The sequence below is a fragment of the Corynebacterium sp. KPL2838 genome (genome assembly GCF_040225455.1).
GTDB lineage: Bacteria > Actinomycetota > Actinomycetes > Mycobacteriales > Mycobacteriaceae > Corynebacterium > Corynebacterium rhinophilum.
Genome location: NZ_JBEHFT010000033.1, coordinates 1 through 22,160, shown reverse-complemented (window position 1 = coordinate 22,160; position 22,160 = coordinate 1). Strand labels below are relative to the sequence as shown.

At 57.4% G+C, this 22,160-nt stretch carries 22 protein-coding genes, 1 other RNA gene and 1 pseudogene; 10 read left to right on the top strand and 14 right to left on the bottom strand.

Annotated elements, in window-relative coordinates; all coding sequences use genetic code 11:
* Positions 1-176 precede the first annotated feature (176 nt).
* The 5 genes from ssrA to ftsE form a co-directional block, all read right to left on the bottom strand.
* Positions 177-559, bottom strand: a transfer-messenger RNA (tmRNA) gene (gene ssrA, locus ABRP98_RS09755).
* 66 nt (positions 560-625) lie between these two features.
* The gene (locus tag ABRP98_RS09750; RefSeq protein WP_349858977.1) at positions 626-991 is read right to left on the bottom strand and encodes a DUF488 domain-containing protein; all 366 of its coding nucleotides are present in this window, start codon (positions 989-991) and stop codon (positions 626-628) included.
* Positions 984-1,487: an SsrA-binding protein SmpB gene (smpB, locus tag ABRP98_RS09745; protein WP_023016945.1), complete on the bottom strand. Its 504-nt coding sequence runs from the start codon at positions 1,485-1,487 to the stop codon at positions 984-986. Before smpB ends, ABRP98_RS09750 begins: the two co-directional genes overlap by 8 nt.
* Before the next feature lie 44 nt (positions 1,488-1,531).
* A complete protein-coding gene (gene ftsX, locus ABRP98_RS09740; protein ID WP_349858975.1) occupies positions 1,532-2,434 on the bottom strand; it encodes a permease-like cell division protein FtsX in 903 nt (300 codons plus the stop codon).
* Positions 2,431-3,129, bottom strand: coding sequence for a cell division ATP-binding protein FtsE (ftsE, locus tag ABRP98_RS09735; protein ID WP_349858973.1), 699 nt, complete (start codon positions 3,127-3,129; stop codon positions 2,431-2,433). Before ftsE ends, ftsX begins: the two co-directional genes overlap by 4 nt.
* Positions 3,130-3,249: 120 nt before the next feature.
* Between ftsE and ABRP98_RS09730 the strand changes: the two genes are divergently transcribed.
* Entirely contained in the window at positions 3,250-4,875 is a 1,626-nt protein-coding gene (locus ABRP98_RS09730) for an AbgT family transporter (protein WP_349858971.1), read from the top strand.
* A gap of 21 nt (positions 4,876-4,896) precedes the next feature.
* On the opposite strand, the gene prfB is transcribed toward ABRP98_RS09730, so the two are convergent.
* Complete coding sequence (gene prfB, locus ABRP98_RS09725; protein WP_349858969.1) at positions 4,897-6,000, bottom strand: peptide chain release factor 2; 1,104 nt, start codon at positions 5,998-6,000, stop codon at positions 4,897-4,899.
* Between the two features lie 60 nt (positions 6,001-6,060).
* On the opposite strand from prfB, the gene ABRP98_RS09720 reads away from it, so the two are divergent.
* Together ABRP98_RS09720 and hisN are read left to right on the top strand one after the other, a co-directional pair.
* Entirely contained in the window at positions 6,061-6,897 is an 837-nt protein-coding gene (locus ABRP98_RS09720) for an inositol monophosphatase family protein (RefSeq protein ID WP_349858968.1), read from the top strand.
* On the top strand, positions 6,890-7,672 hold the full coding sequence (gene hisN / locus ABRP98_RS09715) for a histidinol-phosphatase (protein ID WP_023025791.1): 783 nt from the start codon (positions 6,890-6,892) through the stop codon (positions 7,670-7,672). Before ABRP98_RS09720 ends, hisN begins: the two co-directional genes overlap by 8 nt.
* On the opposite strand, the gene ABRP98_RS09710 is transcribed toward hisN, so the two are convergent.
* The 4 genes from ABRP98_RS09710 to ABRP98_RS09695 form a co-directional block, all read right to left on the bottom strand.
* A complete protein-coding gene (locus ABRP98_RS09710) occupies positions 7,669-7,929 on the bottom strand; it encodes a MarR family transcriptional regulator (protein ID WP_349858967.1) in 261 nt (86 codons plus the stop codon). The genes hisN and ABRP98_RS09710 overlap by 4 nt on opposite strands.
* Complete coding sequence (feoB, locus tag ABRP98_RS09705; RefSeq protein ID WP_349858965.1) at positions 7,926-9,863, bottom strand: ferrous iron transport protein B; 1,938 nt, start codon at positions 9,861-9,863, stop codon at positions 7,926-7,928. The genes ABRP98_RS09710 and feoB overlap by 4 nt, the downstream gene beginning before the upstream one ends.
* A gap of 3 nt (positions 9,864-9,866) precedes the next feature.
* Positions 9,867-10,151, bottom strand: a complete 285-nt coding sequence (locus ABRP98_RS09700) for a FeoA family protein (RefSeq protein ID WP_349858962.1) — start codon at positions 10,149-10,151, stop codon at positions 9,867-9,869.
* A gap of 236 nt (positions 10,152-10,387) precedes the next feature.
* Positions 10,388-11,479: a S1 family peptidase gene (locus ABRP98_RS09695; protein ID WP_349858961.1), complete on the bottom strand. Its 1,092-nt coding sequence runs from the start codon at positions 11,477-11,479 to the stop codon at positions 10,388-10,390.
* Between the two features lie 210 nt (positions 11,480-11,689).
* On the opposite strand from ABRP98_RS09695, the gene ABRP98_RS09690 reads away from it, so the two are divergent.
* On the top strand, positions 11,690-12,130 hold the full coding sequence (locus ABRP98_RS09690) for a DUF1990 family protein (protein WP_349858959.1): 441 nt from the start codon (positions 11,690-11,692) through the stop codon (positions 12,128-12,130).
* A gap of 64 nt (positions 12,131-12,194) precedes the next feature.
* On the opposite strand, the gene ABRP98_RS09685 is transcribed toward ABRP98_RS09690, so the two are convergent.
* The gene (locus tag ABRP98_RS09685; RefSeq protein ID WP_349858958.1) at positions 12,195-12,806 is read right to left on the bottom strand and encodes a kinesin; all 612 of its coding nucleotides are present in this window, start codon (positions 12,804-12,806) and stop codon (positions 12,195-12,197) included.
* Between the two features lie 303 nt (positions 12,807-13,109).
* Between ABRP98_RS09685 and ABRP98_RS09680 the strand changes: the two genes are divergently transcribed.
* The 3 genes and pseudogenes from ABRP98_RS09680 to ABRP98_RS09670 all read left to right on the top strand — a co-directional run bounded on the left by ABRP98_RS09680 (position 13,110) and on the right by ABRP98_RS09670 (position 15,000).
* Positions 13,110-13,553 (top strand): MarR family winged helix-turn-helix transcriptional regulator, encoded by a 444-nt coding sequence (locus ABRP98_RS09680; RefSeq protein WP_296090404.1) that lies wholly within the window; start codon positions 13,110-13,112, stop codon positions 13,551-13,553.
* 86 nt (positions 13,554-13,639) lie between these two features.
* Positions 13,640-14,479: pseudogene (locus ABRP98_RS09675) on the top strand (MFS transporter); the annotation flags it as partial.
* A 158-nt stretch (positions 14,480-14,637) separates the two neighbouring features.
* The gene (locus ABRP98_RS09670; protein ID WP_349858955.1) at positions 14,638-15,000 is read left to right on the top strand and encodes an MFS transporter; all 363 of its coding nucleotides are present in this window, start codon (positions 14,638-14,640) and stop codon (positions 14,998-15,000) included.
* A gap of 40 nt (positions 15,001-15,040) precedes the next feature.
* On the opposite strand, the gene ABRP98_RS09665 is transcribed toward ABRP98_RS09670, so the two are convergent.
* Entirely contained in the window at positions 15,041-16,840 is a 1,800-nt protein-coding gene (locus ABRP98_RS09665; protein WP_349858954.1) for a siderophore-interacting protein, read from the bottom strand.
* A gap of 632 nt (positions 16,841-17,472) precedes the next feature.
* Between ABRP98_RS09665 and ABRP98_RS09660 the strand changes: the two genes are divergently transcribed.
* Positions 17,473-18,711, top strand: a complete 1,239-nt coding sequence (locus ABRP98_RS09660; RefSeq protein ID WP_349858952.1) for an IS256 family transposase — start codon at positions 17,473-17,475, stop codon at positions 18,709-18,711.
* A 42-nt stretch (positions 18,712-18,753) separates the two neighbouring features.
* On the opposite strand, the gene ABRP98_RS09655 is transcribed toward ABRP98_RS09660, so the two are convergent.
* Together ABRP98_RS09655 and ABRP98_RS09650 are read right to left on the bottom strand one after the other, a co-directional pair.
* Positions 18,754-18,975, bottom strand: a complete 222-nt coding sequence (locus ABRP98_RS09655) for a hypothetical protein (RefSeq protein WP_349858950.1) — start codon at positions 18,973-18,975, stop codon at positions 18,754-18,756.
* Positions 18,976-19,066: 91 nt separating this feature from the next.
* Positions 19,067-19,537, bottom strand: a complete 471-nt coding sequence (locus ABRP98_RS09650; protein ID WP_349858948.1) for an ABC transporter substrate-binding protein — start codon at positions 19,535-19,537, stop codon at positions 19,067-19,069.
* Between the two features lie 550 nt (positions 19,538-20,087).
* On the opposite strand from ABRP98_RS09650, the gene ABRP98_RS09645 reads away from it, so the two are divergent.
* Positions 20,088-21,155, top strand: a complete 1,068-nt coding sequence (locus ABRP98_RS09645) for a FecCD family ABC transporter permease (RefSeq protein ID WP_349858946.1) — start codon at positions 20,088-20,090, stop codon at positions 21,153-21,155.
* Positions 21,152-22,099, top strand: coding sequence for a FecCD family ABC transporter permease (locus ABRP98_RS09640; protein ID WP_349858944.1), 948 nt, complete (start codon positions 21,152-21,154; stop codon positions 22,097-22,099). The genes ABRP98_RS09645 and ABRP98_RS09640 overlap by 4 nt, the downstream gene beginning before the upstream one ends.
* Positions 22,100-22,160: the final 61 nt, after the last annotated feature.

The following is a 22,160-nucleotide window of genomic DNA, read 5'->3' as shown; positions in this document are numbered from 1 at the left end:
AAACCCCTACCCCCACCAACACAAAATGTCGTTTAACTCGACACGCCGAAAAACAACACGTTTTGTCGTTTAACCCAGTTTAACAAGTTTTTCATCTGGTACCCCGATCAAGTAGTCACGATGACTGATACGGAATAAAAATAGCCCCTCACCTGCAAATGCAGGTGAGGGGCTCTCGGTGGAGTTGCCGGGACTTGAACCCGGGTCCTTCGTCACCTTGCCAGGGCTTCTCCGTGCGCAGTTCGCACATGATCTCTGCTCGGCCCTCCGGTTCGGGCGAACTCGTACCGGATGATGGGCCCAGTCACCAGTAAGAGTCCCATCTGGCCCTGATGACACAGCCAGACGGCAAGTTCCTTAGTCGATGCCAGGTTCTAGGTCAGGAACGAAACCTAGGCTGACAGACACGCGTCGCTGTAATTAGGCAGCGAGGGCGTAGTCACGCTGAGAGTTCTTCTCTGCGTTTATTTGTTTGCTACGACGCTCAAACGGTGGTCGTTAGCCTTCACCGGCACGCTTCCCCTGGCGCAGTGTACGAAGTCGAAACCAAATCAACCCCATAGCACTGTAGGGACGGGATAGTGCTTCATTCCCTACGGTTGTTCTAACACTACCGCAGACGCTTCTATTTCTCCAAGTGCTCTTCCAGCCACTCTTTTAAGACCACCGCGTGGTTAATCTTGCGGTCGGCGGCGCCAAAGAGCAGCGTCAGGTCCCCCTCTTTTGCCAAGGAGAGCAACTGGGTGAGCTCTTCGGATTCGCGATCATCGAGCTCGGCGCGGTAGCGGCGCGAAAACTCCTCGAAGGAATCCGCGTCATGGCTCCACCACTTGCGCAGCTCGGGGCTGGGGGCCACGTCCTTGAACCACTTGTCATAGTCCAGGTCCGCCTTGGCGATGCCCCGCGGCCACAGGCGGTCTACCAAAACGCCCGTCCCGGAAATGGAGTCTTCACCCTTGACAGCATCGTGAACCTTTACCGTTTTAAGCATTAATCCCCTTCACGCGGCGGCCGAGCTCGCGGGTGATTTCGCGGTTCTGGTCGCGCCGCTTGATGTCTTCGCGCTTGTCATAATCCTGCTTACCTTGCGCGAGCGCCAGCGACAACTTCGCGTACCCATTTTTGAGGTACACCTTGAGCGGCACCAGGGTTTTATTGCCATTGCGCACCTGCCCGTAAAGCTTGTCGATCTCCCTGCGGTGTAGCAAGAGCTTGCGGGTGCGCCGCGGGCTGTGGTTGGTCCAGGACCCCATCGAATACTCCGGAATGTGTAAATTCCGCAGGTACACCTCGCCATTATCAATGGTGGCGAAGGCATCATTGAGCGAGATTTTGCCCTCCCGGAGGGATTTGATCTCCGTGCCGAGCAGGACGATGCCACACTCGAATTCTTCGAGGATCTTATAGTCGTGCCGGGCCCGGCGGTTGGTCGCAAGCGTAGCGTCCCCGGAAGCCGCCTTCTTATTCTTCTTGCCCTTTTTAGCCATAATTGCCTCAGTGTACTGCTCGTTTACCGCACCCGGCAAACGGCTTAGCGGCGGACATAAGAACGCAGGGTAATCTGCGCGGTGGCAGCGGTAACCGCCAAAGCGAGCAGCCCCACCAGCGGCAGTGCAATCCACAGATCGCTGGACTTCATCGGTGCCAGCAACTGCGATTCATACAGGCCCTTTAGCGCAGGATCGATCACTTGGGATTTCGCCACGAGCAGCCCAGCGCCGCCAAGGACCACACCGATAAGGGAGGCGAGCACGGCTTCTACCACGAATGGCGCCTGCGTCATCCAGCGCGAGGCGCCCACCATGCGCATGATTTCGGTCTCACGGGTGCGGTGGAAGGCGGCGATTTGCACCATATTGGCCACCAAGAAGATAGCTGCAATGGACATCACGATGGCCACGATGAAGGTGGCGGCGCGGATGGAATCGAGGTTGCTTGCCGCTTCACGCACCTCCTCTTGCTGATCCACGACCTCTTCTACCGCCGGGTTATCCCGCACGGCATCGATGGCGGAGGCTTCCTCCGGGTCAACGAGGCGCACGTGCAACGCTGCGGGAAGCGCATCCGGCGAGGTTTGTTCCACCATCACCGGGTCGGTGTCCTGGAATAGCTCGCGGAAGCGCTCGTAGGAGGCCTCCCGGTTGCGAAATTCCACGGACTCTACAGAACTATCGGATTCCAGCTGTTCCTTTAAATCCGCGCAGGCAGGAGTGGTGCAGTTTGGATCCGTGGCGGAAATATCCTCGTTGAGCTGCACCATAACCTCCACTCGGTCCAAGTAGATTTCCTTCGTATCCTTGGTGAGGTTGGTGACCATAATGCCGGCAACCACGGCGCCGACAGAAATGGCCGTGGTAATGATCATCGCGATGGTCATCGTCAGGTTGCGACCCAAGCCCTTGCTGGCCTCGCGGAAGATGAATCCTAGCTTCATGCCTGCTCCTCCTGCGCCGAATAGGCGGCATTGTGTTCATCGCGAACGAGCGTGCCCTCGCGCAATTCCAGCACGCGCTTGTGCGCCTTATCCACGGCGCGAGAATTGTGCGTGGACATCACCACGGTGGTGCCGCGCTTGTTGATTCGCAGCAGCAAGTCCATGATCCCGTCGGCGGTGGCGGGATCGAGGTTGCCCGTGGGTTCATCGGCAAGCAGCAGCTTCGGGCGATTAACCAAGGCGCGTGCGATGGCCACGCGCTGCTGCTCACCGCCGGAAAGCTCGTGTGGCATCGCGTGATGACGGTTTTCTAGGCCCACCATCTCCAGTACCTGCGGCACCGCGGTGGAGATGCGGCGTTTGCTCTTGCCGATGACCTCCAGGGCAAACGCCACATTCTGGTACACGTTCAGCTTGGGCAGCAGGCGAAAATCCTGGAATACGTAACCAATGGATTGGCGCAGGGCGTTGATATCCTTGCCGCTTAGCTCGTTGACGTGAAAATCGCCGAAGTAAATATCGCCTGAGGTCACATTGCTATAGCGCACCATGAGCTCTAGAAAGGTGGACTTTCCGGACCCTGAAGGGCCGATGAGGAAGGCAAACTCACCGTCCGCAATCTCAAAAGACACCCCATCGAGCGCGGGGCGGGACTGGGCGGAATACACCTTAGTCACGTTATTGAAAGTAATCACCCCGCCACTGTAGCAACCAAAGTTGACAGCAACCTGTGAACGCTATTTAGTAGTGTATTCTAGAACACAAAATCTGGTGCGCAATGATGCCCGACCCGATCGACAGAAAGTGCCGATACTATGGCCGAGACTAAAACCAAAGAAAAACCGGAGAAAGCTAGCGGCTTTTTAGGCACCGTAGAAAAGATCGGCAATAAACTCCCCGATCCTTTCTGGCTCTTCGTCATCCTCGCGATAATCGTCGCCATTACCTCTTGGATTGCCCATCTGATTGGCATGAGCGCCGAGGATCCCAAATCCGGCGATACCATCGAGGTTGAATCCCTCCTGACCACCGAAAATATCTCGCGCATGGTCACGGATGCGGTGGAAAATTTCACGAGCTTCCCACCATTGGGCGTCATCCTTGCCGTGATGCTGGGTGTGGCCGTAGCCGAGCAGTCTGGGCTCTTGTCCGCACTCGTGCGCGCCATGGTGACCAAGGTCAGCCCAAAGTTCCTTACCTTCATCGTCGCGCTGGCCGGCGTGACTGGTTCCGTGGCCTCCGATGCCATTTATGTCATCCTCATCCCGCTGGGCGCGATGGCCTTCCACTCGGTGGGCCGCTCCCCCATCGTGGGTGCCATGGTGGCCTTTGCGGCGTCCTCGGCAGGCTTCAACGCCTCGCTCATCCTGAACATTACTGACCTCCTGCTGGCTGGTATCTCCACTCCTGCCGCGCAGTTTGTGGATGAGGCTTATGAAGTCAGCCCGCTGGCCAATATCTTCTTTGTCATCCCATCCGCCATCGTGCTGTCCCTTATCATCACCGCCGTTACGGAATGGTTCATGGTGAAAAAGGCCCGCGATCTGGTCAACCACGACAAGATTAATTACGAGGAAGTCTCCTTCTCCCAGGCCGCCAGTGCCGATAACGACGCAGACGAGGACGGCGAGGAAAGCGACGTTGATTTCGAGGAAGAAGAAGACGAGCTGCGGGTAAAGCCGGAGGAGCAAAAGGGCTTGGCCGCCTCTGGTATCGCGCTACTTATCTTCCTCGCGGGATTCTTCGCCCTGCTCTTCATCCCGGGCTCCCCGCTCGCTAGCCAAGAAGATAGCTTTATGGAATCGCCGCTGATTAGCGCGATTGCGGTTCCCATTGCCCTGGCCTTTTTGGTCTGCGGCATCGTCTACGGCATCTACGCCGGCACGCTAAAGTCCGCCTCGGACGTGCCAGATTTCATGGCTAAAGGCATTAAGACCTTGGTTCCCATGCTGGTGCTCTTCTTCGCCGTCGCCCAGTTCTTGGCCTGGTTCCAGTGGTCCAACCTCGGCGTGTGGACAGCGATTAAGGGTTCTGAGCTGCTGCAGGCATGGTCGCTGCCGCCCATCTTGATGTTCGCCGCACTCGTGGCCATGGTGGCAGTTCTCAACCTGTTCATTACCTCAGGTTCCGCGCAGTGGGCACTGATGGCGCCGGTGATCGTCCCGATGATGATGTATGTGGGCATCTCGCCTGAGGTCTCCCAGATGCTCTTCCGTATCGGTGACTCGCCGACAAATATCATCACCCCGATGTCACCGTACTTCGCCCTCGCACTGACCTTCCTGCAGCGCTACTACAAGCCGGCGGGCGTTGGCACGCTGATGTCGCTGGCGCTGCCGTATTCCATCGCCATGATCGTTGGCTGGTTTATCTTCTTTATCGTGTGGTACCTGCTGGGTATCCCACTCGGGCCGGGCGCCCCGATGCACTACCCGGCTTAAGCCTACAGAGCGCGGTTGAGGTTAATCCTCGCCGCGCTCTTGTTGCATGCGCCACCGGATGCCGGCTTCCAAGAAACCATCGATGTCCCCATCGAGCACCTTGGAGGGATCGCCTATTTCAAAATTGGTGCGCAGGTCTTTAACCATTTGGTACGGGTGCAAAACATAAGAGCGCATCTGGTTGCCCCAAGACGCATTTCCGCCGGCGCCGAGCGCATCGAGCTCCGCCCGCTCTTCTTGGCGCTTGCGTTCCAAGAGCTTCGCCTGCAAAACCCGCATGGCAGAGGCCTTATTTTGGATCTGTGACTTCTCGTTCTGGCAGGTGACCACGATGCCGGTGGGGATATGGGTCAGGCGCACCGCGGAATCGGTGGTGTTGACTGACTGTCCACCGGGGCCAGAGGAACGGTACACATCCACGCGCACCTCGTTATCTGGCACGTCGATGTGGTCCGTTTGCTCCACTACGGGAAGGACCTCAACCTCTGCAAAGGAGGTTTGGCGCCGGCCCTGGTTATCAAAGGGCGAAAGGCGCACGAGGCGGTGCGCGCCCTGTTCCACGGAAAGTTGGCCGTACATGTATTCCCCATGCACTACAAAGGTGGCGGATTTAATGCCCGCTTCTTCGGCATAGGAAATATCGTAAATATCCACCTTATGGTCGTGCTTTCCAGCCCAGCGGGTGTACATGCGCATGAGCATCTCCGCCCAATCGGCAGCGTCTACCCCGCCGGCGCCGGAGCGAATATTGATCACGGCCTCGCGCGGGTCATATTCCCCGGAGAGCATGGTGGTTACCTCGAGGGATTCGATGGCGCTTTCCAGCTCAGCGAGGTCTTCATCGGCAACGGAGACGGTGCCTTCTTCCTCCGCGAGCTCGTACATCACCGGCATATCATCTAAGCGCCCGCGCAAAGACTCCAGTTTGCGGACCTTTGCTAGCGCGCTTGATAGCTCAGAGGTGACCTTCTGTGCGTGCTCGGGGTCATCCCACAGCGAGGGATCCCCAGCTTGGGCTTCTAATTCCCGAATGCGCGCAGCCAAGGCTTCCGGATCCATGACCTTTTCAATAGTGGTCAGGGTGGTGTCCAATTGCTTGAGCCGTGTGATTACTTCGGGACGCATAGGGCCCAATCTTACCCACCTACCCCACAGAATTAGCCATTGGTTGGATTTAGGGTGACAATGGTGTGCATGGATCAAAAGCCAAGCTTGCAGGAGATGATCGATGCGGTCATCAAAACGTTTATTGTCGCGCATGCAGACGATGGGGATGCCCATTTGGCGCAGGCGCTTGTGTATAACGCCGGACGCTTGGCTTGGCGCTTGCGCGAGATTGGCGTCTCGGTTGAGCAGAAAACCTCTATTTCTGATGTGGTCACGGATGCTGACCGCGCCGCCGAGCGCTTCGTCGCCGGCGTGCTAGAGGCCGTGCGCCCCGAGGACGGCTTGGTGGGGGAAGAAGGCACCGCCCGCGAGTCCCAGTCCGGGCGCAATTGGGTCATCGATCCGGTCGATGGCACCTATAATTTCACCTCCGGCTCCGATTATTGGTGCTCAGCGCTCGCGCTTACCGATGCCTCTGGGGTCGCCCTCGGCGCCGTCCACCGCCCCGCCATGGGCTATACCTGGTTTGGCGGGCGCGACTACCCCACCTCGCTGGATGGCAAGGACGTCGCCAAGCTGGCAGATAAGCCCGCGGAGGAGATCTCGCTCTCGTCCTACCTGCACCCCACGTCGCTCGCGGATCCAGAAATTCGTGCTGCATGGCAGCGGGTAACCGAAAACTTTGCTACAGTCCGTATGCTTGGTGCCGGTTCGGTGGACTTGGCCTCCGTGGCAGAAGGTACGTGGGGCGCTTGGATGCAGCACTCGGTAGCAGATTGGGATTGGTTCCCCGGCAAGGCTCTCATTGAGGCCGCCGGTGGTGCGGCCCGCAAGGTAGAAGCCGGTGGCGTCGAGTGGTGCTTGGCCGGAAATAAACAAGTAGTTCAACAAATGGAGGAATGGCTCCGTGGGTAAGTTCAAAGAAGACTTAGGTCTCGCGCTCGAGTTAGCCGGTCATGCCGATGTGGTCACGATGCACCGCTTCGAGGCCACCGATCTCTCCGTAAAGGAAAAGCCGGACCTGACCCCGGTTTCGGATGCGGATCTCAACTGCGAGAAGCATATCCGCGATTCGCTGAAACGCTCCCGCCCGCGCGATGAGGTTTTGGGCGAAGAATTCGGCGGCCAGGCCTGCTACGAGGGCCGCCAGTGGGTCATCGATCCCATCGATGGCACGAAGAACTTCGTGCGCGGCGTGCCCGTGTGGGCCACGCTTATTTCCTTGTTAGAGGACGGCGAGCCGGTCGTCTCCGTGGTCTCCGCGCCTGCCCTGCGCCGGCGTTGGTATGCGGCGAAGGGCGCCGGTGCCTACCGAGTCTTTGGCGGCGAGCCAAAGCGCCTGCACGTCTCCCAGATCGAAAAACTTGGGGATGCTTCCCTAGCCATGAGCTCGTTGACCGGCTGGTCCGAGCGAGGGTTGCGCGATAAATTCCTCAACCTCACGGATAAGACGTGGCGCCTGCGCGGCTACGGCGATTTCTGGTCCTACTGCCTCGTGGCAGAAGGCGCCGTCGATATCGCCACCGAGCCGGAGGTCTCCCTCTGGGATCTCGCCGCCCCTTCCCTGCTGGTGACCGAGGCAGGCGGCACGTTTACGGATCTTTCCGGCAATCCTGGCCCGCACGGCGGATCAGCCATTGCCTCCAATGGCCGCCTGCACAAGGCCGCTTTGCAGATGCTGCAGGATTAAGGGCGGGCCGAAAGCTTCAATAGGACCGGTTCACGGCGCCCGCCCTCGGCGCCGGAGCAGCCGTCACTGTGCGAGCAGCTTCCGCAACCGCCCGTGGGGCACGTGGACAGCGCTTCGCGCACGAGCTGCGCGCTGTGCTCCAAGTGGGAGAGGATTACTTCCACCGTCCCCAGTCCTAAAGCCGTCGCGCGGGCGATATCCGCGGGCGTGGAGTAACCGCCGCGGATCGCTTCTTTTACCTTGTCTGTAGGGCTCATAGGAATAACCTCAGCACTTGGAAGACTCCGACAGCCAAGACCCAAGCCGTGACGAGCTGCAGGGCAAAGCCGATGAGCGTCCACTTCCAGCCAATTTCACGCCGCTGCGCGGCCACCGTGGCCACACACGGGGTATAGGCCAAGAGAAAGACCATATACGCCCATACCGCGGCTAGCCCGTGCCCACCGGAGGCGGCGTCGAAGTCGCTGCGGATGTGATCGGCCAGCGAAGACTCGGCTTGTTCCTCAGGATCCGCATCCGTGACGTCATCGACAGCGTAGGTCTGCGCCCAGGTGGAAATCAATGTTTCCTTCGCCACGAAGCCCGTTACCAGCGGGCCGGTGAGCGACCACGAATCGAAACCGGCCGGCGCAAACGCCGGGGAAATTGCCTTGGATACCGCGCCATACGCCGAGTCCTCCGGCGGGACGGCTTCCTCGTCAAAGGAGTGGCCACCGGTAACTGGGATGGACATGAGCAGCCAAATGACCACCACCGTGGCCACGATGATGCCACCCGCGGTATGCAGAAATCCCTTCAAGCGCACCCACATGACCGAGAGCGTTAGCTTGAACGTGGGCAGCTGATACGAAGGCAGGTCAATAACGAGCGCCTCGGACGGCATGGCGCGCCAGACCGTTTTGCGCAGCGCTAGGCCCACGGCCACCACCAGGGCGATGGACAAGACGTACATGCCAAAGACGGCCGATCCGGCGTGCTCTGGGAAAAAGACCTGCGCCAGCATCATAAAGACGATAAGCCGCGCCGAGCACGAGGTAAACGGGATGAGCAGGCAGGTAAGGATGCGGTGGCGGACATCGCCAAGCACGCGCGTGGCCGAAATCGCCGGCACGTTGCAGCCATAGCCCACCACGATGGGGATAAAGGCCTTGCCAGGCAGGCCAATCGAGCGCATGACCCTATCGGTGACCACCGCAGCGCGCGCCATGTAGCCGGAATCCTCCAGCACCGCTAAGCACAGAAACATCAGCGCCAGCAGCGGGGCGAAGGTCAGCACCATGCCGACGCCGCCAATGAGGCCATCAACAAGCAAGCCCGAAATCAGCCAGTGATCCAGACCAATGGCTTCGAGCCCGGCGCGGGCCGCGTCCGAGACCGGACCGGTGACAAGGGCTTCGAGGCCATCTTGCATGGGCCCTGCCACCGTGGTGGTGATGAAAAAGACCGCCCACATCACCGCGAGGAAGAACAGCGGGCCCACCACCGGGTGGAGCACCACGCGGTCCACGCGCTGAGTGAGGGTCTCGCCTACCTCCACGCGGTGGACCGCGGCCTTTTCGGCGGCATCGAGATCCGCAAAGCGCTGATCCAGGCCGGAATCCTGGCGGATGATGGTTGGCTCGGCGCGCATGGCTTGTGCCACGGTGGTTTCCAACCCGTCGAGGTTGCGCCGGCGGCGGCCATTGACGCTGACCACTGGCATGCCGGTAACGCGGGAGAGCGCATCAGTATCGATGCTAATGCCCTGCTGCTCGGCCATATCCTCCTTGGTCACGCCGATGACCACGCGGTAGGGCTCGGCGGCGATTTGCAGCGCCAGATTGAGCCCACGGGCTGGGGCCGTTGCATCCACGAGGACCACGACGACATCGGGGCGCTCGTCTGCCGGGCAGTCAATGAGCATCTGCTTGGTAAAGGCCTCATCCGGGCTCATGGGCTCAAGTGAATAGGCACCGGGCAGGTCGATGATGTCGAAAGCCTCTGGCTGCGCGTTCCAGAGCCCGCGGCTGACCTCGACGGAGGTGCCCGGCCAGTTACCGGTCTGGACCTTCGCACCGGTCAATGCGTTAAAGAGGGTGGATTTTCCGGAGTTGGGCGCGCCCACCAGCGCGAGCACCGGCGTGCCTTCCGCCGCTATCCGCATGGTAGAGGTGCTGTGGCAGCTTGCTGGGGCTGTGGAATTATGTGCCATCGTTTATGCCTCCACCGGAATGACTTCGAGTTGGCGCAGCGTGTGCGCATCCACTGCATAGCGGGCCGTACCTACGCTGACCACGCGCGCACCACCTGCGACGGTGCGGCCGATCTGCACCCGGGTACCAGGCCGAAAGCCCAGCTCGCGCAGCCGCACGGCCAGCGCCGGTTGGGTCTCGATCGCGTTGTGCAGGCAATCAACGGACAGTTCCACCACGGCATCGGTGGGTGCCTGATCCGCGCGCATGGGACCGGTTTCTGGTGGGGTGGAATGGGTTTGGTGCATGGGGAAACCTCGGTTCAAATTTCGCTGCGGAAGCGTTAGCCACAGCAGATATTGACTATTCCTAAACGGACAATAGGTAAGTCTCACCTTAGTTTATGGCGATTACGCAGGCAAGGCTATCCTGCGCTTCCCCCACTTTGACGGGACGCATGCGCGTTATATGCCCATAGAAATTGCGCATGAAAAAGCGCCCCGTGCGGCTCTCAAGGCTAAACGGGGCGCTGTCTGCTTCGCGCTTATGCTTCGGGCAGGGTAAACCCTGCGCCAACGCCACCGCGGCGGTTCATATCCGCCAACACGGTGTCCATGTTGGTAGCGGCGGTGGGGTTGTGAACCGCACCTTGCAGCGGGGTGCGACACGGGAAGTTCACCGGCAGGAAGCCGCCGGAGATGGAACCGACGAGGCGGTCACCGGCGAGCAATGGCGCACCGGAATCGCCCATCATTGCACAGACCTGGTTGACATGGATGCTTTGTGCCTGCTGATAGGTCATACCGCAGGTCTTTCCGGTGGCAACACCCTGCTTGCACACGGTCTCACCCGGGTTTACGGTCCCGCCCAGGGAGTTAACGGTAACCCCGTTGTAGGTGCGGGTGACCTCTGCGTTAGAGCCGAATTCGATAACCGAATAATCTAGCTCGTCGTTCTTGGACACGATGGTGCCCGTCGGGCCAATGTGATCGGAATCGGCCGAAATAATGGCATCGCCCTCATTGCCGCAGTGCCCCGCGGTCAGCCCCACCTTGCGGCCAGCATCGTCATGACCGGCAACGCTCAAGGTGCACATGGTGTCACCATTGATGTAGATGGGAGTTCCAGGGCCATAGAGGGACTTGCCTTGGTTCATGGCAACATCGGATTCCTCAGGAATGCGCGGGGCATCGAACAAGGACCCCGGCACGCGGTGCAGAACAAAATCTGCATCGGGCTTGCCTGCGGCTACCTTGGAAAATCCATCATTTTTCCACTGGTAGTTGGGATTATTACCCAGTGGCTTTTGCTCTACCTGGGTGGCTTGTTCCAGCAGCCCCAACGGGTTCGGGTTCGTGGCTGGCTCCGCATACTGAGCCCCCTGCTGGACCTTATTCGCCACCGTATCGTGCGCGTTCTGCACCGTGGAGTCTACGGTATCGGCGACCTGCTTATCCACCTCTGGGGTCTCAATGCCAAAGTCCGCGAGGCCATCGCGCACTTGGTTGATTAACCCTGCCGAGTCAATATCCGGTTGGGGCAATTCTTGGGCGCCTGCTGCAGGGGAACCCAAGAAAAACGCACCAGCGAAAGCCGAGCCCACCAGGACTTTCTTTAGGTGCGGAATGCGAAGCATCAAAGTACCTTCTTTCAGTTGTCAAGATCGTGCTAGCTAAATCCTGACATGAATCTCGTGTGAAAGCAGCTCAGTCCTGTGACTGTTTCCAAGCCGTTACCGTTCTTTCAGGTTTCGGGGGTGATCACACTATTAATCCGTACCCAAAAACTTTTCGATGCCCTATTCTTCACCCCATGAGCTCCCCACAGATTAGCGCTGAGACTTAAGATGCCAGAGCCGCTTTCTTATTCCGATACCGCCGGATTCCCGCAGCTGCACATGAGCAGGGTCATCGACGCGGATTTCGATACCGCAGCCCACCGGCTCTTTCGTTGGGGCATCCAGCGCAGCGGCCTTTTCCGTGTGCGCCCCACCCACCAGGTCGTACAAGAAGGCGCCGAGGTCACCATGGGCCTTGGCCCGTTCGATTTCCGCTGCCGCGTGGTCGAGACCTTCGCCAATAATGGCCGCTGCGGCTTTACCTACGGCACCTTGCCCGGTCACCTCGAGCGCGGTGAGGAAACCTTTACCTTGGAGCGCTTGCGCGATGGGCGGACGCTGCTGCTTATCGATGCCGCCTCCGAGCCCTTCCTCCCCTTCTTGCGCCCGCTTGTCGATATCCCCCGCCGCATCCTTATCCGCCGGTTCTACCTGCACGCGCTGGACTAGCGCGGCAGCACAAAGGCCGCCGCCTCTCCCTCTACGGGAAAAGCAGCGGCCCAGACGTAGTTAACTACTTGCGCTTCTCATCGAGGTTATCGCGAGCTTCGCGCACAACGTCTTTCACGCGGTTAAAGAAACCGCCCTTCTTGCCGGATCCGTCCTGGTATTCCTGTGCTTTGTCTTCCACGAAGTCCTTAGCGCGGTTGATGGCTTCTTCAACGACATTGCCGGCCTCGGTGACCTTATCCTTCAGGTCATCGAAGTCATCGCGCTCATCATCTGCCACATCCTCTTGCGGCTGCTCTGGTGCGGTGCCGATGTGTTCTTCCTCGGCCTCGCCCACCACATGCTGTGAGGGCTCATAGTCCGCGTTGTCCTCATCCAGCTGTTCCTGCAGGTCCGGTTGCTCGGACGCGGCGGCGACGTGTTCTTCCTCAGCACCAGTAACGACGTGGTTCTTCGGCTCGTAATCACTCTGGGTTACGGAATCGTTCTGCTCATCCGCGTTCGCCGCTGCAGCGGCACCGGCAGCAGCTGCGGCTCCCGCGACACCGGCTCCCGCTGCAGCAACCTTGCCGGATTCAATCTTGTTGCCCTCGGCATCAGTCGATGCCAGGTAAGTAAACTTCTCGCGGTCCACGTCTACTTCGTGCCCAAGGGCGCGTGCAGTTTCTTTAGCCATTGCTTTGTACTCCTTAACTAGATCTATTCTTTCCTATCCTAGCGTTCCAGAAAGTTAAGGCGCATGCACGGGGAACCGGTATTAGAAAACCGGAAGGCTCTTTTGCGCGATTTAAGTGCCCATCCCAGCAGATAGAGGTACGGCTGAGCGTCAGGCTGTCCAAAACAACCGCGTTTCGCCAAAAATCGGGCCGAAAAATGGACAAACGCGGTTGTTTTATACGCTCTCCACTCTCCACCGCGATCATCTCGCCAAAATTAGCGTGCAATAGGCACGCGTGTACTCTGCATGTATTCTGCTGGCATGGACACTCCAAGCAAACAAGTCGCCGACGCACTGGGACTCCTTTCCCAGCGCAGCCTCCGCCGACGCATGTACGCCTACCTCACCCAGGGGCTCGGTGAAGAAATCAATGAATCTACGTATTTGGTACTCAGCGGCCTAGACCGCTGTGGTCCCTCCACCCCAAAAGAGCTCGCCACCGTTATCGGCTTAGACCGCTCGGTGGTATCCCGCCACGCCTCGGCCTTAGAAAAAGCCGGGCTCATCACGCGCGCTACCGATCCCCGCGACGCGCGGTGGATACAACTGTCGCTAACCCCACTGGGCCAAGACAACGTCGCCGTAATGCGCTCACGCCTGACCCAAAAATTGGAAGAATTCCTCGCCCGCTGGCCGGAGCCCGCGCAACAACAATTCGCGGAAATGCTCACCGCCCTCACCCACGACGGACCATTCACCCCTTAACCCACACACCTCCATCACTATCTCCATCATGACCACACCTCACCACGCCATGTGCGCACGCGCACACACTCCGAAGGGAACCCCTCATGCAGGAAGAAGAAAAACTCGACCCCCAGACTAGGCGGGTCGTCATCGCCCTAGTCTTCGGCTCAATTTTGCCGCTGCTAGATATCAGCATCGTCAACGTCGCCATTCATTCCATTGGCGAGGCTTTCAACGCACCGATAGTTCTCGCCCAATGGGTCATTACCGGCTACGGGTTGGCCTCTACTATGGCCATTCCACTCAGCGGCTGGGCAACGCGCCGCTTCGGCGCCAAAAATCTCTGGATTACAGCGCTCACAACCTTTACCGTCGCTTCAATCCTGTGCGCGGTCTCTACGCATATAGACATGCTCATCGCCTTCCGCGTCCTGCAGGGATTCGCGGCGGGCTTCTCGGTGGCGGTGATGCAGACGCTCATTGTCACTAATGCCGGGAAGGACCAGGCCACACGCGCCATCACCGCAATCGGGCTACCGGCGGTCATCGCCCCCGCTATTGCTCCACTACTGGGCGGGCTGCTTGTCGATGTCATCGGCTGGCGCGCCATCTTCCTCATCAACGTCCCCATCGGCATCGCTGCTATTGCCCTTGCCGTGCATTATCTAGAACGGACCCCAGCAGATCCTGCAGCCCAGCTAGACCGCATGGGGTACCTCTTGCTCGCGCCAGGTTTGCTCGCGGCGGTCTATGGCTTTACCACCATCGGTCACATGAGTTCTTGGGCAAGCGGAATTCTTCTCGCCGCCGGCGCGGGGCTGATTGGATACTTTGTGCTGCATGCGCTCCGGGCGTCATCGCCGCTTATCGATGTCCGCCTATTTACCCACGCCTCCTTTTCCTCAGCGTGGGCAACACTGGCCATTGCAAGCACCGTATTTTATGGCGGGCTTTTCTCATTCCGCTGCACTATCAGAGCAACCATGCCTACACCGCATTGCATGCGGGACTTCTGCTGGCCCTACAAAGCGTGGGCGCCTATTTCAGCCGCTCGGCGTCGAAAAAGTTTATCGCTCGATGGGGTACGCGTAAGACCGTCTACATGTGCATTGCCGCCACCATTATCGGAACGCTACCTTTCGCCTTTCCCATCGGCCAGGCGACAGGCTGGCTCATCCTTCAAGGCTGCGGGCTATTCGTGCGCGGCGGCGGCATCGGAGCCCTTACTGTGCTCACGATGTCCGCGACCTACCACGGCTTAACCAAAGATGAAGTCGTCCATGCCAGTGCTGCAGGCCGCATAGCGACCCAACTTGGCAGCGCACTCGGCGTATCCGTCTGCACGGTGCTGATGACCCTTACCCACGGGGTCGGCTGGACGACCTTCGCCTACTTCACCGTGTTCACCACACTTATGGCTGTAACGGCCACCCGGCTCCCGCGTGGAACCGTAGTCCGGAAATAAATGGTGAAGCTCGAGGCGTTTGTCCCACCGAGGCTCCTCTTTAGGAATTCGGTTCTGCCTCCAGGACGAAAAGGTGTTTACCCCAGCCAACAGCCGTGGCAGAAGAAATTAGAGCGCCGCTATCAGCGACAACAGCGCTGACATCTTCTTGTGTCGGCACCTTCGTGCCGAACATGGAAAGCCTCACCAAGTCCTCTTCATAGGAATGCTCATCGCCCCCGGTTTCCTCCAGAACCTCGGAAAGGATATAAGCCCGATGGAACGCATCCCCGTGAGTGGCGCGGTCTAACTGGGCAGTCACCTCTGCGTTGCCAAAGATACTCCAGGGAGCAATGAAGACTACATCAGTTGCCCACGCATAGTCCGCATCAGTGGGATTAAAGCCAGTTCCATCGCCACTCGTTTCGCACCGTTCACGAGAAGCTCCTGCGATTTCCCGTAGCACTGCTTCCAAGGAAGCATCGGTGATAACCCTGCTCTGGGCATGCTCACATCGCCGGAGAATTTCATCTGCATATACTGCACCTCCCTGGCCAATGATCAGAACGCTAGCGGTGTCATCCAGGTGCTGCTGCATCGTCTGTGCTGCGGACGGAGCAGTCCAGCCAGCGCTCATATTCTTTTGCTCAATGCGTTCGGCCGCGAGTTGCGGGTCACGGCATACATATTCTGACCACGGCAATCCCCTCTCGCCTTGAGGAGCCGCCTCACCGGTACGAAGGCTGTGTTCAAGACGCATCAGTGCCATCGCCTCAAAATGCGCAGGCCCGCTTAGCCAACGCACCACATTGGAGTCCGGGTCCGCCAGTTCCAGTCCCATTGCGGTCAGCGCGAGGGTGCGCTCGCGTACTTCGACGAGTTGAAGAGCCGCCAGGTAACGGATGAACCTCCGGAGCGCCTCCTCGTGCAGTTCTGTCGCAGCAACAAGAGCAGGGACTGTAGTGGCACCCGCATCGATTTCTTGGAACAGGCCTAAACGTACGGCAGTGCGGAGCGCAAAGGCTGAATTCAACTCAGCCAAATCATGGATATTATGCAAAACACTATTACTACTGTTCGTCGCACTTTCTTTGCCGTCTTTCCGGCTTGTACGCCGCCAGTAGCCTGTAATTTCCTGATGCTTAGGGGAAATTCCGGAAGCTTTGAACAAACGCCGCAGTGTTTTCAGCCGAGACGCCTCCCCCGCTGCCCATACGTATGCTCCACCACTAGGCAATTGTGAATCAGCAGTCTCTTCAAAGAGCGCACTAGTCTTTGCTACGAAGTCGTCGCCTTGGTCACGTATCGCCCAGTGGACGTGAACTGAATCTGGAATGTCTAAGTCTTGAATATCAGCACTCGTCGGAACCTCAATCACCGCAACCGCATCATACCCTGTCGGAAGTGATTCCAAGCAGCGGCCGATGGCTGGGAGCGCGGTCTCGTCTCCCGCCAAGAAAAGCCAATCGGTATGCGTGGGTAACTGTGCACACGACTTTGGACCTGCCACAAAGATAGCGTCACCGATCCGGACATTCTGTGACCAGTTTTCGGCCAAGCCCTCGCCATGGCGAGCGAAATCAATTGCTAACCGCCCGTTAACAGCGTCAAAGTAGCGAACCGTGTATGTGCGGAAGAGATTTTTAACAGTTTCTGGCCACAGGAGGTTGCCATCGTTTTGGGCGATTGGGTGCGGCCGTTCTCCAGTTTCCGGATCCGGGAAGATGAGCCGAACGTCGTCGTCAAAACCATGGCTTATCAGCGAAGGAACGGAAATACCATCGTGTTCGTGCTCCTGGAGCTGCTCCCCACTGAGCGTAATTCGCCGCATGGATGGCGATATATCTTCGATATCTTCCACGTATAATTCCCGGTAAGAAATTGGATAGATTTCCCTGCTCCGACTGTTCCTTGGCATATTTGAGACCATTCCCCTCTCGGTTTTGATGGCTTTTAATTCACTTTGTTCGATGGCCTAAATTTTCTTATTACGTTGTTACTAACGCTTTGAACGCCTTTCCCAGCACCAAGCATTTTCCAGCTCACCTAGAGACCTTTAACGCGGCCATCGTGCTGCGCCGATGGGTGAATATGCGGAAAGCCTGACGTCGGTTTTCGTTGCCGGAAAGGCAAGAACGGACGCACCACTGCCTTGGATACAGTCTTTTTAAGAGAACGCCTTCCGATAAATCGAAAGGCGTTGACGACTACCTGCTGCAACGGTCTGAGCCCCATCTAGCAGGCGTCGGAGTTGAGCAAACCTTGACTACTTTCCAACCTTTTCCAGCGTCGGCATCGTCTTGTCCAAGACCCAAGCTCGGCTCAGGCTCGTTGGGTTGTTGAGTCCAGCGACGACCGCCTCATCACCAGCGAGGGTTGCGTCCCTTAGTGTGGTGTAACGCTTGCTGATGGTGGGCCCCGGAAAGTAGTGGGCGGCCACCGCCAGTTAACCTTTCGACTCAACTACCACATCTCACCGAAAGGCATATGACGATGACCGCTGCACCACATTCTATCGACCCGACAACCTACTTGGATGATCTGCTCGCTCAAGCCTCCCCTGACTTGATGCGCCAGATGCTGCAAGGGTTTATCAACCAAATCCTCTCCGCCCAGGCCGACACCGTCTGCGGCGCCGAATACGGCGTTGCCTCCACCGAACGCGTCAACCACCGCAATGGGTACCGCCACCGCGACCTTGACACCCGTGTCGGCACGATCGATGTCGCAGTACCGAAGTTGCGTCACGGCGCATTCTTCCCAGACTGGCTGTTAGAACGCCGTACGCGGGCAGAACGGGCCTTATCGACCGTCATTGCAACCTGCTACCTCAAAGGGGTTTCCACCCGCAGGATGAATGATCTAGTGGCAACACTAGGCATTGCCAACATGTCGAAATCCCAAGTTTCACGCATGGCAGAAGAACTCGACGAGATGGTCGCCGATTTCAAAAACCGTCCGCTCGATCCCGGCGGCTACGCCTACCTGTCCTGCGACGCGCTGACAATCAAAGTGCGCGAAGGCGGCCGTGTGGTCACATGCTCAGTGCTGCTTGCCACTGGGGTCAACGCTGACGGGTATCGCGAGATGCTTGGCATGCATGTCGCCACTGCAGAATCCAACGCGTCGTGGAAAGGCTTCTTCCACGACCTAAAAGCCCGCGGACTTACCGGCGTATTCCTTATCACCAGTCACACCCACGAAGGCATCCAGCACGCCATTTCCGAAGTGCTACCTGATGCGTCGTGGCAGCGCTGCCGCACCCATTTTGCGAAGAACCTTTACGAGAAGGTCCCGAAGACACAGTGGCCTATGGTCTCTGCAATGTTCCAGACCATCTTTCAACAACCAGATGCCCAATCCACCTGGTCCCAAGCCCGTGAGGTAGTCGATCTACTAGAGCCGAAGTTCCCGCAAGTTGCGACCTATCTGGAGGAATCACTCGATGAAGTATTAGCGTTTACCGCAGCCCCGAAGTCGGTGTGGTCGAAGGTCTGGTCGAATAACCCCACAGAACGGTTAAACCGGGAGATCCGCCGGCGCACCGATGTTGTGGGCATCTTCTGGAACCGAGAATCCATCATCCGGCTTGTCGGTGCGGTCCTAGCCGAGCAACACGACGATTGGATCCAACAAAAACGCTACATGTCACTGACCGCACTCGAACACACCAGACACCTCATGCACCGCACAGGAGACGCCAATGGTGACCACAACCAGCTAACCGCCTGACCTCAAACACAGAACTGAATACCGAGCCGAAAGCACAAACGGCTACACCACTACACGGGACTTGACCCCAGCGAGAGTCGCACCGGATTTCACCTGCGGCAAATCTTTGTATCCCGGAGTATTTTCAACTTCTTCGATTGAGCCGGTGCGGTTATAAATGACCATAAAATCAGCGGCCAGGTAAGACACGTTTTCCGGAGAAAGCGTGACGCGGCCTTTATCAACTGGGACCGATCCGTCAGTCAGCTTATCCGGGAACTTCATGCCCAAATCGTAGATGAAGGATGCACCCGGATCCTCAGGGTCTGCAACGGCACCAAAGGATCCCTGGGCGAATTGAGAAACGATGCCGATTTTACCAGAGAGGTTTGACAGTTTTTTCCTTCACGTCAGCGAAACGCTTCTGATCCTCATCAATGGCTTTCTTCGCTTCGGATTCCTTATTAAAGATCTTGCCCAAAGCTTCTAACTGTGCCTCCCAGCCAATCCCCTCGCCCTTATCGGAGATGCCGCCGAGAGTCGGTGCGATTGCAGACAATTCTTTGTAATTATCCTCAGATATTGTCCAGTAATCCCCAACGATAAAGTCGGGTTCGATTGCCGCAATTTGTTCCTGGGGCAAAGTCTTGAAGTCTGCCTGATCGATCACCTTGACACCATCGAGCTTCCCCTCGCGCCAGGGTGAGTTCTTATCTTTTGCATTCTGCACGACGGCTGCTGGTTTAACTCCAAGTTCCAGCAGGTTATCAACAGCCGGCCCCACGGCAACCACGTTCTGCGGGTTGACCGGATACGTATCCGTTCCCCGTGCGTGCTCAATGGTCACGTCTTCTGCAACCTCGGAGGTTGTTGCTGCTTCATCGGTTGAATCGTTCGACGAGCATCCTGACAAAACCAATCCAGCACAGATAGCGGCTACGATAACTGACTGTACTCTCCTCTTTACTGCCATCCCTTTTCCTTAAGTCGGTTTCCTGAAGTTGTCCTCGACGTTTTTCACTGGATTTCCCACAGACCCGCAGGCAACTTTTAGATTAGGTTAGCTTTACCTACATCAAACTGCAATAGTGTTCCACCACAAATCAGCACAATATGCCATTAACCAGCCTTATCTAGGCGGAAAATTATTCCCGTAAAGAATGCGCCTTTATCTGCGGCCCGAAGACGAAATGTGCTTCTACAACCACTTCTCCACCCCTAAAGCGTTCGACATCAATCTATCCAACAGTATTAGGGTTGACTAACCTAACCTGCGGCGCATATATTTGTGTCACACCTAACACTTCCCGGATTGTCAATGACGCTTAACCGCGCAAATTCAGTCGCTAGCTCAGCGTGAGCCACAAGTGGGAACAGGAACTTTTCTACTGATCACCATGAGTAATCATTCCAGTTTCAGCATTAACAGCGCCCATGTGCCTCGAAGCCGCACCTATTCGCGACGCGTTGCGGGACTCATACTATGTTTGGCGCTGCTCGTCCTTGGAGTTTGCTTGAGTATCGCTGTCGGAGCTAGAAGTATTCCACTAACCGATGTCATATCTGCTCTCAGAGAAGTTCCTTCGCACCGTGAAACTGCTCTGAACTTTGAACAGCGCGTACTCTTCGAGCTCCGTGTACCGAGAACATTGATCGCAATCGTAGTGGGCGCATCTCTCGGAGTAGCTGGTGCATTGATTCAAGGCCACACACGAAACCCGCTCGCAGATCCAGGCATTCTTGGGGTCAACGCTGGTGCCGCTTTGGCCGTGGTTTCCAGCTTCGCACTCTTTGGCTCAATCAGTATGTTTGCAACAACTGTGGCTGCATTCTTGGGCGCGATAAGTGCAACCATCATTGTCTTCGGCCTGGGACGCATCAATGGAGGCAATGCTAGTCCGCTCACTCTTACGCTTAGTGGCGCAGCCTTGTCTGCCGTGTTGAATTCGATCACTACAGGCCTCATTCTGGCAGAAGAAGCCAACCTGGACCGCATGCGTTTTTGGACCGTAGGTTCGGTAGCGGGTCGAGGTCTAGACATCTTTTGGGGAGTACTTCCATTTGCAGTCTTGGGCATCGTCTTAGCCCTTGCTTCTGCGCCGTCTCTAAATCTACTCAGCCTCGGAGACGATGTGGCTCAAAGTCTCGGTGTTCGAACCGATCGGACTCGTCTCTTAGGTATGGTCCTAATCTCTTTGCTTGCGGGGGCTGCGACCGCTATGGCAGGACCAGTTGGGTTCATTGGCTTGATAGTGCCGCATCTGGTTCGTGCCATCACTGGTCCTGACTATCGGTGGATTTTGCCGTATTCCGTCCTATTAGGTTCCACGCTGATGGTACTTGCTGATGTCATTGGCCGAATCATCACACGTCCAGGCGAGTTACCAGTAGGAATCGTCGTCGCTTTTATTGGCGCTCCATTGTTCTTCGTGCTTGTCTTCCGACGGAAGGGGGTAGCGCTATGAATAGTCACCGCAATTCCGTCCCCGGCCGCCCTGCCTTCCGCATTGGCACAAAACTATTAGAGCTCTCAGTTGTTTGGCGCCCGTGGCAGTTATCTACCACTTTCATTCTCGCTATGCTGGCTCTACTTCTTGTGCCTTTTTCTATCATGCTGGGAGATTATCCAATCTCTTTCGGCCGAATACTGGAAGTTATTGTCAGCGGCCAAGGCACTCGACTGGAGAAACTAGTAGTCTTCGAATGGCGAATGCCGCGTATTCTCACTGCGCTTACAGTAGGTTGTGCTCTTGGTCTCGCTGGAGCTTTAACACAATCGGTAACCAGAAATCCGCTCGCCAGTCCTGACATTTTAGGCATAACCGCCGGCGCCTCAGCAATGGTGGTTACGGTTATCGTCTTCGGCTCGGGTACCGGCATCATAGGCTGGTTGGCCGGCATCGGAGTCCCATTGGCCGCTTTTATCGGAGCAGTCAGTACAAGCGTCGTCGTGTGGATTCTTTCCTGGAAAGGAGACGCAAACCCATTCAGGCTCGTGCTCTCGGGCATAATCATTACCTCGCTGTTGTCTGGCTACATCAGCTTCGCCATGATTCGTGCCCAGTTGCACGATGCCTCCGTCGCTCAATTTTGGCTGACTGGCTCACTAGAACGAGCAAATTGGACGACTACTTTTCCAGTAGCCATTGCAATAATAATGTCTGCGCCATTGCTCGGATGGGTTAGTTACCAACTACTGCCCACGGCGCTCGGCCCAGACATGGCACAGGCACTCGGTTCTCGTGTCAATGCGGTGCAATTCTCCGTACTTATACTCGCCGTAACATTAACTGCCGTTGCGGTCTCCGCAGCAGGCCCCATTGGCTTTGTAGCCTTTGTCGCTCCCCAATTAGCACTTCGTATCTGCCGTACCGCAACACCACCGCTGCTAGCCTTGTTATGTCCATGAGGTTTTTGGACTTGGAGTCCAGCTACTTTGTGGACTCGGAGTCTAGGGACTTTGTGGACGC